General features: G+C 46.1%; 12 protein-coding genes. 1 reads left to right on the top strand and 11 read right to left on the bottom strand.

Features of this window, described 5'->3' with window-relative positions; translation table 11 throughout:
- Nucleotides 1-19: 19 nt before the first annotated feature.
- The 6 genes from fdrA to J7E85_RS04895 all read right to left on the bottom strand — a co-directional run bounded on the left by fdrA (nt 20) and on the right by J7E85_RS04895 (nt 8,103).
- Complete coding sequence (gene fdrA, locus J7E85_RS04870) at nt 20-1,762, bottom strand: acyl-CoA synthetase FdrA (RefSeq protein WP_215155658.1); 1,743 nt, start codon at nt 1,760-1,762, stop codon at nt 20-22.
- 43 nt (nt 1,763-1,805) lie between these two features.
- On the bottom strand, nt 1,806-2,855 hold the full coding sequence (gene allD / locus J7E85_RS04875) for an ureidoglycolate dehydrogenase (protein ID WP_215155565.1): 1,050 nt from the start codon (nt 2,853-2,855) through the stop codon (nt 1,806-1,808).
- Nucleotides 2,856-2,897: 42 nt separating this feature from the next.
- Complete coding sequence (gene allE / locus J7E85_RS04880; RefSeq protein WP_215155566.1) at nt 2,898-3,662, bottom strand: (S)-ureidoglycine aminohydrolase; 765 nt, start codon at nt 3,660-3,662, stop codon at nt 2,898-2,900.
- A 56-nt stretch (nt 3,663-3,718) separates the two neighbouring features.
- Nucleotides 3,719-5,008, bottom strand: a complete 1,290-nt coding sequence (locus J7E85_RS04885) for an MFS transporter (RefSeq protein ID WP_285228782.1) — start codon at nt 5,006-5,008, stop codon at nt 3,719-3,721.
- An 8-nt stretch (nt 5,009-5,016) separates the two neighbouring features.
- Nucleotides 5,017-6,249, bottom strand: coding sequence for an allantoate deiminase (allC, locus tag J7E85_RS04890; RefSeq protein ID WP_215155570.1), 1,233 nt, complete (start codon nt 6,247-6,249; stop codon nt 5,017-5,019).
- A 171-nt stretch (nt 6,250-6,420) separates the two neighbouring features.
- Nucleotides 6,421-8,103, bottom strand: coding sequence for a PucR family transcriptional regulator (locus tag J7E85_RS04895; protein ID WP_251035477.1), 1,683 nt, complete (start codon nt 8,101-8,103; stop codon nt 6,421-6,423).
- Nucleotides 8,104-8,499: 396 nt separating this feature from the next.
- On the opposite strand from J7E85_RS04895, the gene J7E85_RS04900 reads away from it, so the two are divergent.
- Nucleotides 8,500-9,129: an alpha/beta hydrolase gene (locus J7E85_RS04900; protein ID WP_353049466.1), complete on the top strand. Its 630-nt coding sequence runs from the start codon at nt 8,500-8,502 to the stop codon at nt 9,127-9,129.
- Here the strand turns inward: J7E85_RS04900 and J7E85_RS35090 are convergent.
- From J7E85_RS35090 to J7E85_RS04920, 5 genes are all read right to left on the bottom strand, one after another.
- Complete coding sequence (locus J7E85_RS35090; protein ID WP_483311298.1) at nt 9,121-9,567, bottom strand: aminopeptidase; 447 nt, start codon at nt 9,565-9,567, stop codon at nt 9,121-9,123. The genes J7E85_RS04900 and J7E85_RS35090 overlap by 9 nt on opposite strands.
- Nucleotides 9,507-10,286 carry an aminopeptidase gene (locus J7E85_RS04905; protein WP_483311299.1) on the bottom strand — a complete coding sequence of 260 codons (780 nt, stop codon included), beginning with the start codon at nt 10,284-10,286 and terminating at the stop codon, nt 9,507-9,509. Before J7E85_RS04905 ends, J7E85_RS35090 begins: the two co-directional genes overlap by 61 nt.
- A 116-nt stretch (nt 10,287-10,402) precedes the next feature.
- Nucleotides 10,403-11,509, bottom strand: a complete 1,107-nt coding sequence (gene eutH / locus J7E85_RS04910; RefSeq protein WP_215155572.1) for an ethanolamine utilization protein EutH — start codon at nt 11,507-11,509, stop codon at nt 10,403-10,405.
- A gap of 76 nt (nt 11,510-11,585) precedes the next feature.
- Nucleotides 11,586-12,131 (bottom strand): BMC domain-containing protein, encoded by a 546-nt coding sequence (locus J7E85_RS04915; protein ID WP_215155574.1) that lies wholly within the window; start codon nt 12,129-12,131, stop codon nt 11,586-11,588.
- The gene (locus J7E85_RS04920) at nt 12,124-12,399 is read right to left on the bottom strand and encodes a EutN/CcmL family microcompartment protein (protein ID WP_076325832.1); all 276 of its coding nucleotides are present in this window, start codon (nt 12,397-12,399) and stop codon (nt 12,124-12,126) included. Before J7E85_RS04920 ends, J7E85_RS04915 begins: the two co-directional genes overlap by 8 nt.
- Nucleotides 12,400-12,412: the final 13 nt, after the last annotated feature.

The following is a 12,412-nucleotide window of genomic DNA, read 5'->3' on the forward strand; positions in this document are numbered from 1 at the left end:
AGGTTGTTCGAACTTCAATTTATTTGAGCAGGCTCAGAATTTTCCGCATCTTCTCATTGCCTCCAGCTATCGGGCGCCAGTCAAAGTGAACGGCATTTCCGCCGTGGCTGGTTACTGCATTTACAAATTTCTTAAGCCCCACATTCACAACTTCTGGCTTTCCGCTCAGCAGTTTAACAATGGATTCAGATACGTTGATGTTTCCTTGTTCGGTCTGCACTGCAGGAATGAATGATTTATCCTTATCCTGAAGCTGGATGCCCATCATCGCCAGAGCGGTTCGCACAGCCTGATTGTTACTGTCTTTAACAATAACGCCTGCTCGTTCAAGTTTGGCCTTTTGCTCTTGATAATTTTGCGGGTCTTGTTCGGTGCCACACACCGTTGCTACGAAATATAAGCTTTTGCCTTGTGCTGCAGCTTCACTCTGTGTTTTCTCAATGACAGGCAAAAGTGCGCCAGCCATATCTTCATGTGAACCGTACCCTAGAACGACATCCAGCATAATAATCGCTGTGGATTTATCCTGGGCTGCCTGCTCGATGTAATGGATTCTCGTTTCTGGATCAATCATCGGGTGTGGTTTACCTTGTGTATATTTGTCATCTCCCAGATCAATCACTTCATGACCTTTAGCTTTTAACATGTATCCATCTTCATGAATCAACTGTCCCAGTTCCAAGCCTTTGGAAATAAGAACCGCAGCTTCGTAAGCGAGTGTACCACCGGAATATAGACCTTTAATTGTTGTCTGCTCTGGTGTCAGCTTCGTCTGCGGAGCCGTAATGTTCAGTTTATTGTAGTTCGCCCTAACTTCTCTGCCTTTAGACAAATCCACGGCTATCATGGCAGTCTCTTCCAGCGTATAGGAATAATGTACCGTGCCTTCATGTGTTTCTGGCTCTTCGCCGACGAAGATAGCGACTACCGGTTTGGATATACGATGTAACAGTCGAACGACCTGATTCCGTACTTCGATGGCAGGCGGTTTGGAAATAACGACGATCACTTCAGTAGCTTTGTGATGCTCTAGTCCTTGAATCGCATCCAGCATCGCAATCGCTCCAATCGGTTCAGACAGATCGCGTCCGCCTGTCCCGATTGCCTGGCTCACGCCGCTGCCCAACCGGGCAATGAGGGTGGTAACTTCTTGAATGCCTGTGCCTGAAGCACCGATAACGCCAATGTTGCCTTGTTGTACTACGTTGGCAAAAGCAATCGGAACACCGGATACAATTCCGGTTCCGCAGTCTGGACCCATGACCAGCAAGCCTTTGTCATGCGCCTTTTGCTTCAGACGCAGTTCGTCCTGGGCATCAACGTTATCGCTAAAGATAAAAGCGTGCAACCCACGGTCAAGCGCTTGTTCCGCTTCTTCCGCTGCGTATTGGCCAGGGACAGAAATAAGAGCAAGATTAGCATTAGGGAGCGCTTGCAGCGCTTTGTCCCAAGTCCGCACGGATTGGAATTCCTGCTTGCTGCTGCCTACCGCCTGATTTTTCAGTTCCGATTCAATGGTAGCTAACACCTCGGATACGTGTTCTTTACTATTAGTCTTGATTACGATGCACATATCGTTAGGACCCGCTTTGTCGAGTTCATCCGTGTACATGCCAGTATTATGAAAAATATCTTTATTCGCAGGCGTCCCCATCATAATAGAGGCCTGCTCTACTCCATCCAGTGTGGAAATTTTGTTTGTTAAGAGCATGAGGTTAACTGAATCTTGATAGGAATTTTCTTTAATGATGGAATATAACATAAGTACAAGCTCCTCTTCGGTCAGAATAGACAATTGTGTGAAGTTACTTGGCAAATGGATCTTTGTTGTCATACTGATTTCTATGAACGACGTCTGATACCAGGTATTCATAAATATCGTCTACCATTTCAATACCATTTTTCTCGTATTGTTCTTGAATCAGATCATTATTTTGTCCGGGGAACAGCACTTGCTCAAAGCCAGGCGCCGGTTTGATATGATTCAAATCGTCCATGGTATTCGAAATATGTTGTTTAAACATGTCAGGGTCCGTAAAAAATGCAGGGTTAATGACAAGATGAAACTGACCAAGATTTCGGTATTCGGTTAGATCATGGTACATTGATGAAACTTTATTCCCAAATGGCAGGCCGAGCAGAATACCTGAGAGCACATCCACCATCATCATCAGACCATATCCCTTAGGACCGGCAATTGGAAGTAAGGCATTGACTTTAAAAGGATCTGTCGTCGAATGGCCTTCTTTATCGACTGCCCATGAATCCGGGATCGACTCGTGTCTTGATCTGGCATGAAGAATTTTGCCCCAGGCTTGTATCGTCGTCGCCATGTCCAGCGTCATGATCCGTCCATCATGGCTAGGAGCGGCAAATGCAATCGGATTCGTCCCATAATAAGGTTCTGAGCCGCCGAAGGGCACGACCATCGGATCGGATTGACACATCGAAATACCGATCATTCCGGATTTGGCTGCTTGCCTTACAAAATAGGATAGGGCTCCGCTGTGTCCGATTCTTCTGACGCCAACAGCTGCTATCCCGTGTTCTCTCGCCATCTCGATGGCCTCATCCATAGCTAGTTTGGCAGCGACATGACCTACTCCATTGTCCCCATCAAATATCGCTGTGCTGGGGCCTGTTTTGTTAAATTTAAACTCGGGATTTGTATTTAATCCGCCTTTGGCGATTCGCTCCGCATAGTATTCCACTCGCATAGCGCCGTGAGAATGAATGCCCCTTATGTCGGCATGAACCAGAACATCTGCTGCGCCGGCGGCATGTTCTTCTGTTAAACCCGCCTTGTGCAGCTTTGTTGTGATTAACTCGTGTAACTGTTGTCTGAATATTTTCAATGCTAACACCTCTGTTCATTCGATTTGCTTCATGACACGAGCTTAGAGATCCGCATCCCGATTGCAATCTTTAGAGTAAACATAAGCTAGTTTCTCGCGACCAACTGCATAGCAAGCTTGCTGCACATATGGACCCATGAAGATATAGTCGCCTTGTTTTACCGGAATCCACTTGTTATCCAGATTGTACAGTCCTTCACCAGACAGCAGGTAAGCCCCATGTTCCTGTACATGCGTTTCGATGAATGGATGACATGCGCCCGGATCGAAGGTTAATATGTGAAAATTCATATCAAAAGCGAGATCTTTAGGAAGTAAATCCTGAATTCTCATATTTGTCATTCCATCATAATCTTCTTCAGGAATGTTGCCTGAATGCCCAGATACGACCCATGGTTTCAAATCTTTTAACGGTTTATGCTTTTGTTTATACAAGAACAATTTGCTGTCGCCGTCTACCAAGTTGTTCAGATACATCTTCGTTCCTGGCGGACAGTACAGATATCCACCGCTTGTCAGCCTATACGACTTGTCAGCAGCAGATGCCTCGACTTCACCTTCCAGCACATAAACGAAAGTTTCGATCTGTTCTTGCCCGCCAAAACCATCCGTATTTGCGCCGCCTTTGTGCATGGTAACCATATAATCGACAAAGCTTGCTCCAAGTTTTGGGGTTGCCAGAATCGATATCGTGCAGTTGTCAAAGCCCGGTACTACGTTGTTAACCAGGCCTTCCGGAGTGATTAAGGCATATTTGCCATGTTGAATGATAGAACGACTGGACAACAGATCAGTTGGATATCCCATTGTGTGTATCTCCTTTTTCTCTTAATTTTGTGTATGAAATCAATGCTGTTGTTCTTTTACAGCGCAGGGCGCTTCCTTAAATTTGCGAAGAACAGGAATACAGTGCCTACAATAATGATGCCGATAGCTAGGTAAAAGCCCAAAACCTTACTGCCTGTAGCGTCTGAAATCAAGCCAGTTACGAACGGAGCGATGACCGAGGACATCATTCCGAAGAAGTTAAACACGCCGAATGTTGTACTATACCCTTGCTTAGGCGCAATATCTGCTACGTATGAGATCATGATCGGATCAACAGCCAGTTTACCGAAGAAACCGTACATAATCAGGAACAACATCAGCAGTTCGTTGCTCTGAATAGCGACTGTTAGATACAAGGTAACTGCGGCAATCACTTGCAAAATAATTACAACCATAATCTTCTTGTTCTTGAACTTGTCGGATAACCGACTGAACAACAGCGCACCTGGCACAGATGCAAAGGCAACCAGAGCTGAGGCAAAACCGATAGCAGCACCTTGGAATCCGCGCTCCATTTGCAGGTAACTTGGCAGCCAAGTCACAATCATGTAATACCCATAACATATTGCAAAGTAAATCACGTAAGCGGAGATCATTCGGATATCGCCAAAGAGCGTCTTCATCGTTGCTTTATCATCTGTATCTTTTTCCTTGTTAGCTGCAACGTTATTCGAAACCGGTTTTTCCTTAATGACTTTGGCAAAGGCGATCGCCATAATAATAATCAGGACAGTTGTGACGACGAGCAACGGTCTCCAGTCCCAACCTAGCCCTTTCACCAAGTAAGAGGAACCGATATACCCGATAGCCATTCCGAGCGCTGAACCGCTGTTAATAATGGCGGTAGAGAAGCCCCGCTTCTCGGCCGGGATTGTGGACGATGAGATCGAATAAGCAGGTCCGTAGTACGTTCCTTGTCCAAGCCCTGCCAGGAAGCTGCCTACCAGGAGGAAAATCAGGGACGGTGCGATTCCGACGGTAAAGACTCCGAAAGCAAAGATAAGGAAACCCGGAATCAACATTATTTTTTTTCCGAATTTATCAGCCATAAAGCCGGATGGAATCTGCATTGAAGTGTATGCTAGAAAAAACAAACTAGAGATAAGACCCATGCTGGCATCCGATTCAACGCCAAGTTGTATTTTAATTTCCGGTAAAATCGGATTCAGTATTGTTCTGTATATCCAGATGACAGTCCAACCAAGGCAAAATAAAATGACGACCTTTTTCCAATATTCAAGTCCACCTTGCTTAGGTGTAGTAGGGGTTTGTACCTTCATCTTTTTCTGCTCCTTATATAAGGTTGTAGGCAAGTTATTTGCCAAGACGTCGTTTATTCCTTGTATGCCAAATTATACAGAGTTCCGATCAGAACCTTCACACCTTCGGCTAGATCATAAGGCTCGGTATATTCAGCCGGATTGTGGCTAATTCCTTGCCTGCTGGGTACAAAGATCATGGCCGATGGTACAAAAGGAGCCAGAATCTGGGCATCATGCCCTGCCCCACTATGCATCAGCTTATACTTCAAGCCTTGTTCCCGACACTCGCGTTCAATGACTTCTACGACATGTTTATCCATTGGAACCGGATTTGCATCCATCCACATATCGATTTTCAGTTCTACTTTCCGTTCTTCTGCAATGTTCTTAATGGAATTCGTAATTTCTTCCGTAAATTGAACAAGTACGTCTTTCTCGGTATGACGAATGTCCATCGTGAATAAGGCGTATCCTGGAACGACGTTAACTACATTTGGCTTCACTTCGATTTTGCCGATCGTTGCCACTAACGGATCTCCGTGTTTGTCCGCTCGGCTTATGACGTCAAAGATCATAGCGCTTGCAGCTTGGACAGCATCTTTGCGGTAACTCATCGGAGTCGTACCTGCATGGTTAGCCTCACCTATCACTTCTACGGTAAATCTGCGCTGGCCTACAATGCTGTGGACTACACCAACGGGTTTTTGCTCTGTTTCCAGAACACTGCCTTGCTCGATATGGATTTCTACAAACGCTTTCAGGTCTTTGCGAAGTTCTCTAGATTCCTGGCGGAAATTAAAGTTGCATTCTCTCATCGCATCCACGAAAGCTACGCCATCAAAATCAACAATGCTCTCTACTTCTTTGCGTTCTGCTGTGCCTACGATGTTTTTTGACCCCCAGAATGTATATGGGAAACGGCTGCCTTCTTCTTCAGCCATCGATACAACCTGAAGATTGCGCAACGGCTGACCATAGGTTTCTTGTAAATATTTAACCGCAAGCAGACCTGCGACAATACCGTATTGTCCATCGTATAAACCGCCATTGCTTACTGTATCCACGTGAGAACCGGTCAAAATCGTTTCATCCGGATACTTCGTTCCTTGTAGACCTCCAAACAGGTTGCCCACCTCATCAAAGTGAGCATGGAAACCTTCTTTGTTCATCCAATCTTCTAGAGCTTTCTGAGCGTTGAGCCATTCTTTAGAATAAAGAAGTCTGGTAATACCTCCTTCAGGATCATTTCCGAAATATCCGAGCCATTCTAACATCTGCGTGATATCTTTACTTAGTTCTCCCATACTTACCGTTCCTTTCTACGATGATAAAAGTGCTTCAAAAGTGCTGATTAACTTTCTTACACCTTAATTGTAAGCGCTTACCTATGTGGGCGTCATTAACAGAGGTGGATAAAAGATTAACAGCTTCTTTATCCACCTTAGCTAAAAACAGGGTTTATTTAGTTAAAATTTTTAGTGTTCTTCTTCGTTATTTATTAAATCCAGAATTTTTAGACCAACCCGGGTTTCCAGCATCTCTTCAGAATTATCGAAATCCATGTCGCTAATTTCTTTGATCCGTTCCAGTCGGTACATGACCGTTTTGTAATGGACAAACAAATCCTGAGCTGCTTTTGCAGCATTTTGGTTATGCTGCAAAAAGACCTCAAGCGTATGCAGCAAATCTTTTTTGATGGCGCTTTTGCTTTGAACGAGCCTGTTTAAAGAAGCGGGAATAAACGAGGTCAATACGGCAGGATCTGGATACTGACAGAGCAGGCGGAATAAACCGAGCTCGGCGAAGGCGGTAATCGATTCGCTACCGTAGAGTGTACCGCCGAGGTTCAGGGCTTCTTGCGCCTCTTGATGGCTTCTCGAAATATCCATGACAGTTGCTGCCACATTGCCGATGCCGACCTGTACTACAATATCTTTCGTTTTCGTGCGGATGTTGTCTTGAATCCCGCGGATTTTGTCTTTAACTGCTGGCAACCAGATTTTCTCTTTCCCTTCCTGAGAATCAACAGGCAGTAGCAGAATGATGGTATCGCTTCGGCTACGCATAATAGCATCTGCAAATTGAGCGTCAATTGCTTCGTGTAAGTAAGTAAATGTTTTACTCTGCAGTCTGCGCAAGTTTTTAGGTTTAAACATTTCTTGTTGGTTGAACGAGATGAACTCTTCTTTCACATGAAACAAAAGCACAGCATATGATCGATCTAAATCCCAGCCGATCAGGTTAGCTCGTTGATACACCGTCTCCAACATCTGACCTTTACCTGCAAGCAGATCATCAATGATGTCATTTTTATATTTCCGCTCGACTTCCGCCACAGCAAATTGCTTGACCAGTTCTAGAGACAGAGCAGTAGCGGCATTCTCTATTGCAATGAAATCTAATTCTTCTAATTGTTTATGGATTTCGGTGATAACGAGATGCACCTTAATACGGTTTACTGTACGAATAGGCACGACTACATGGTGGAGCGATTTCATCTCCGGTTCGGTAACTTGCGTAGTTATCCAATAATAAGGAAATTTGGTTTCGAATATTTTCTCGCGTTCTACAATATGCTCCTGTTGGTGTGTGGGAATCGTGTACAAGGAAGTATGAGTCATACAGACAAAATTTCGGTCATAGATGGCAACAGGGTTTCCGATTAATTGTTCCAATGTAGTGATTATTGGTTCCATACCGCTATCTGTTAAGGAGAGTGTAGTGAAGCGATCATGCACCTCTTTAAAATATTTGAGCTTCATTACCTGGTTATTAAACAGTTCTTCCATAACCGGATAGAGCACATCTACATAAGGGATGTCCTGTGGGATTTGGATAATGGGCAGCCCCGTCTGTTCGCCTATTTCTATGATTGCCTCGGGAATCTTCTTAACAAAACGGTGGTTTTTGATCAATATGGCGCTGACGCTTTTGTCAGCCAAGCGGAACATAAATTCGCGCTGCTCTGCTTCTGTATAATTGAGGATCGGATATAGACTGGTCAGCAGCATCTCTCCGCCTTTCAGCCAATCTGCGATGTCGGGAGCTTCCATAATTGTGATGCCTTTTATTATATTCGTAATCCCTTTGCTGCCCCCTAGCACTTTTGCATGCTGCAGTCGAGCCATCTTCAATACATGTTCTACTCTGAATTCCATGTCTTTAACTCCTTATGATTGCAAGTCTGACGTCTTCTTAATTGTATTGCGTCGGAGTAAGGGTGGAGTATAGCATAATGGTGTATTCGTAATGGTGTATTCGCTTTCACTCATGCCCGATGGGTTACCTTTGAAGTTGACGCACGCGGATCAGCTCCTTTATATGTATGTATAAAGGATAAACAATGTAGAAAATGAAGTCAAAAATAGGGGGAATAACGATGAGAACGATTTGTTATAAAACAATTGAAGGTGTTGAATTGTTTAGAGACTTTTACAGTGCTTGTCAGACTAGTTCCGCTGTGATTGTCTATATTCATGGAGGCGGATTAATATGGTCTGTCCATTGATTATCGACTAGCCCCTGAAACGCGGGTCCCAGCTATTATTGAAGATATTCAGGATGCTCTTCGCTGGCTACGAGAGAATGCTTTCACTCAGCTTGGCTTTGAGCCATCCGCTATAGCCGTTGTAGGCAATTCGGCAGGTGGATACCTCGCTCTGCTTGCCGGATCCAGAGAGCCGGCTTTGCAAGCGGTCGTGTCTTTTTATGGCTATGGGGATATTCAAGCCAACTGGTCTTCGAGTCCTAGCCCGTTCTATCTGCAAAAACCTACGGTGCCTAAAGAACTGGCAGATCAGTTGATCACAAGGCGGACGCTTGCTGAAAGCTCCATTCAGCAAAGATTTGGTCTCTATTTATATTATCGTCAACAGGGAATCTGGACTCAGGAGGTTACGGGGTTGGACCTTGTTCAGGATAAGGAGGAGCTGGACTTGCTTTGTCCGGCACAAGTTGTGGACGATTCTTTTCCGCCTACTATGCTGCTGCATGGGGAGGATGATCAGGATGTGCCTTGTGAACAATCTATCGGCATGGCGCGGCGGTTGCAAAGTGCGGGAGTTGAGCATACGCTTCTTACCCTTTCTGGTGAGGACCACTTGTTTGACATGCAGCTGGACAAAGAAAATGTTCGGCAGGCATTTGCGCAGGTTCTGGAGTTTTTGCGGCGTCATTTAGTTTAGAGCGGATCCGATCATAAAATCGACATGAATCAAACTGTTATTTACTCCAAGCTTTGCCAGTTCCTCTTCGTCCATATTCGTACCGCCCTTGAGGGTTACAGGATAGGCTTGGCCAAGCGCAAGGTGACAAGATGCATTTTCATCGAACAAAGTATTGTAAAAAATAACATTCGAGTTTGAAATCGGAGAATCATAAGGAACCAGCGCTACTTCACCCAGAGCTCTTGCTCCTTCATCCGTATCCAACAGCTTCTCTAGCGCCTCAGCTCCCTTTTCGGCACTGAAGTCAACGACTTTGTCTTCCCTGAACGTCAGCGAGAACCCATCGATAATGACGCCGTTATTGTTAAGCGGCTTTGTGCTGCGCACGGTTCCATTTACGTCGTCCTTGCTTGGAAGCGTGTAGACTTCCTCAGTTGGAATATTGGGATAAACCAAACTCCGCGCGTATTCTCTTTGGCTCCGCCAAGCCAAACATGTCCTTCCGGAAGATCAATGGTCAGCGATGTGCCCGGAGCTTCATATTGAAGCTGCTTGTAGCGTTTGTCATTCAGGAAGGCCACCATTTCGCTCAGCTTCGCATTCTGTCTGCCCCATACTTCAACCGGATTTTCTTGATCAATGCGAGTTGCATCGATAATACGTTCCCACAGTTTCTGTACCGCCGATTCCTGGCTTTCGCCCGGGAACACCTTGCTTGCCCATTCAGGAGTAGCATACGAAATCAACGTCCAAGCGTTATTGTGGGACATCAGATAACTGCGGTATTTGTTTAATGCGGCAGCAGCCGTTTTGGCAGCGGTCGCAATCCGCGATGGTTCCACTTCGTTCAGCAAATCCGGATCAGGAGAATAAATCTGGATAAAAGCCGCACCCTTCTCCGCATATTCCTCCATCGATTTGGCTTTCCACTCCGGAAATTCCGAGAATACTTCTTCCGGTGCATGCAGGTATTTAATCTTGGACAGCTGATCATCATTGTATTCCACATGAACATTATGGGCGCCTGCCTTGTAAACATGCAGAGTAATCAACCGGATCAGGTCGGCTGCCGCGATCGGTCCCATCACCACAACCGTCTGGCCGGGTTGTACATTCACACCTACCTTGACGGCGAGTTCCGCATAATTTCCCAATTGCTGCTTCAGTGATGCCACAATGCGGAATGAGAGTCTGATATCATAAAAAACCCACCTTTTTCAAGATGGGCTCAAACGAGAGGATTAGATAGAAACCTGCATACGTAAAAATAATATTCTGAAAAAAACCGCTATTATGACTCCTGAAGTTCTTCCTTCGGTTCCGGAGCCATCTTCTTAGCCAAAAACAGGGCTACAACCACCGCCGTAATTCCGCCGACAAGCTTCCCGACAATCATTGGGAAAATCATTTCCTTCGCGACCCCGGCCGTAAAACCAAGATGATCGCCGAATACAAATGCGGCCGACACGGCAAATGCGACGTTGATGACCTTGCCCCGCGCATCCATGTCTTTCATCATGCCAAACATGGGTATGACGTTAGCAAGCGTCGCAACCAGCCCGGCTGCCGCAATCTCATTCATGCCGAGCAACTTGCCCAGCTTCATAAGCGGTTTATTAAATACTTTCGTAATTACAAATACCATCGCAAAAGCGCCGGCGAGTACAATAGCAATATCGCCAACGATCTTGATTCCGTCTTCAACCGGAGCAAGCCCTGGAATGATGGTAATCCCCGTCAACTGCTGCGTGATGCCAGCTGCGAGTCCCAAAGTCGCAACGACGACGATGAATTGCCCAAAAACCGTGAACCCTTTGATCATACCCTGCGGAAATTTCCACAATCCCAGCACGATAAGTACAGCAAACAAAATAATTGGAACCAGGTTGGACAAAATCATTGTGATCGAGTAACCGGCAACCAATCCGCCAATCAAGCAACCGAGCGGTATAGTTACGATACCGGCCAGCACGCCGGTAGCCAAAAATTTCTGGTCTTCTTTTTTAATAATGCCAAGCGCAACTGGAATGATGAATACCATCGTAGGGCCAAGCATAGCCCCCAGAATCGTTCCTGCAAATAATCCCGCTTCCGGACTCTGCGCGAGTTCCTGTGCCAGCGAGAAGCCGCCCATGTCGTTCGCCAGCAATGTAGTCGCAAACATGGCGGGGTCTGCTCCCAATGCGCTGTATATCGGAACGACGACCGGACTTAGCACTTTGGCCAGGACCGGAGACAGGCAGATGATCCCCACCATGGCGAGCGTAAGCGAACCCATGGCCATAATCCCTTCATCGAATTGATGTCCCAATCCGAACTTGTACCCAATGCACTTATCGATGGCACCGAGAATCATGAAAATAACCATGCCGTATATGATAATTTCATTAATCTCCACGTACATGCTCCCCCATTCTATCGCTATATGATCCAAAGCAAATGGTTTTCATTGACCATCGTGCCCTGAAAACTCCCTACCGGAAGTGTTGTATGATTTCTTCGGACGGGGAACGAAGCACCGCATGATGAATGATCCGCTTTGGATCCATGGAGGATACAAACACCTTCATCCCCTGCTCCACATCGCTGACACTTCCTGTGAACACGGCGAGAAATTTGCCCCCAATCGCCATGCCAAGATTCATTTTTTTCACATGAATGTCGCATTGCTTCAAAGCTTCATTTAATGCAAAAATGCCGGGAGACACCGTAGCCGTCTCCACAATGCCAAGCGCATTCACAGGCAGGGAGGAAGGACGGCGTTTCAATCCATCGATGATATCGGGATGTACGCCATGCAGTTCAAAGTCGCTGATCCGGAAGTCGCCGGCTTCGACCTTGGCTGTCTCCATCGCTGCCTGTACGTCTGCGGTATCCCCGCTCATGACGATCAGAAACTTGCCCGGACAGATCGGCTTCATATGATGCACTTCAACAGGCGAAGTCTTCAGCATTTGGTCCGCTGTTTCGTAACCTTTACTAATGCTGCGCATCTCAACAACGCCTATTGCACTAATCATGTGTCACCTCGATCGAATCGACGATCCCTACGATGACCGCATCAACGGGTACGTCTCCATTGGCAAACGATGTTCGGGCCGCACTTCCGGTCGTTACCAATACCGTATCCCCTATGCCCGCCCCGGCATTATCCGCAGCGACAAAATATTCACGTGTGACGGGTTCTTTGGCATATGATAACGGTTTGACCACGAGGAAGGCCATCCCGTTCAGCTTATTATCCTTGCGGGTAGCCCACAGGCTTCCCATAACTTGTCCCATGATCATAAGTTCACCTCGC

This window comes from Paenibacillus sp. ISL-20 (assembly GCF_018613005.1).
Classification (GTDB): domain Bacteria; phylum Bacillota; class Bacilli; order Paenibacillales; family Paenibacillaceae; genus Paenibacillus_AQ.

Coding starts and splice junctions, on each gene's coding strand:
- fdrA (WP_215155658.1), bottom strand. CDS start 1,762: ATGTTATATTCCATCATTAAAGAAAATTCCTATCAAGATTCAGTTAAC.
- allE (WP_215155566.1), bottom strand. CDS start 3,662: ATGGGATATCCAACTGATCTGTTGTCCAGTCGTTCTATCATTCAACAT.
- allC (WP_215155570.1), bottom strand. CDS start 6,249: ATGGGAGAACTAAGTAAAGATATCACGCAGATGTTAGAATGGCTCGGA.
- J7E85_RS04895 (WP_251035477.1), bottom strand. CDS start 8,103: ATGGAATTCAGAGTAGAACATGTATTGAAGATGGCTCGACTGCAGCAT.
- J7E85_RS04915 (WP_215155574.1), bottom strand. CDS start 12,131: ATGATTAGTGCAATAGGCGTTGTTGAGATGCGCAGCATTAGTAAAGGT.
- J7E85_RS04920 (WP_076325832.1), bottom strand. CDS start 12,399: ATGATCATGGGACAAGTTATGGGAAGCCTGTGGGCTACCCGCAAGGAT.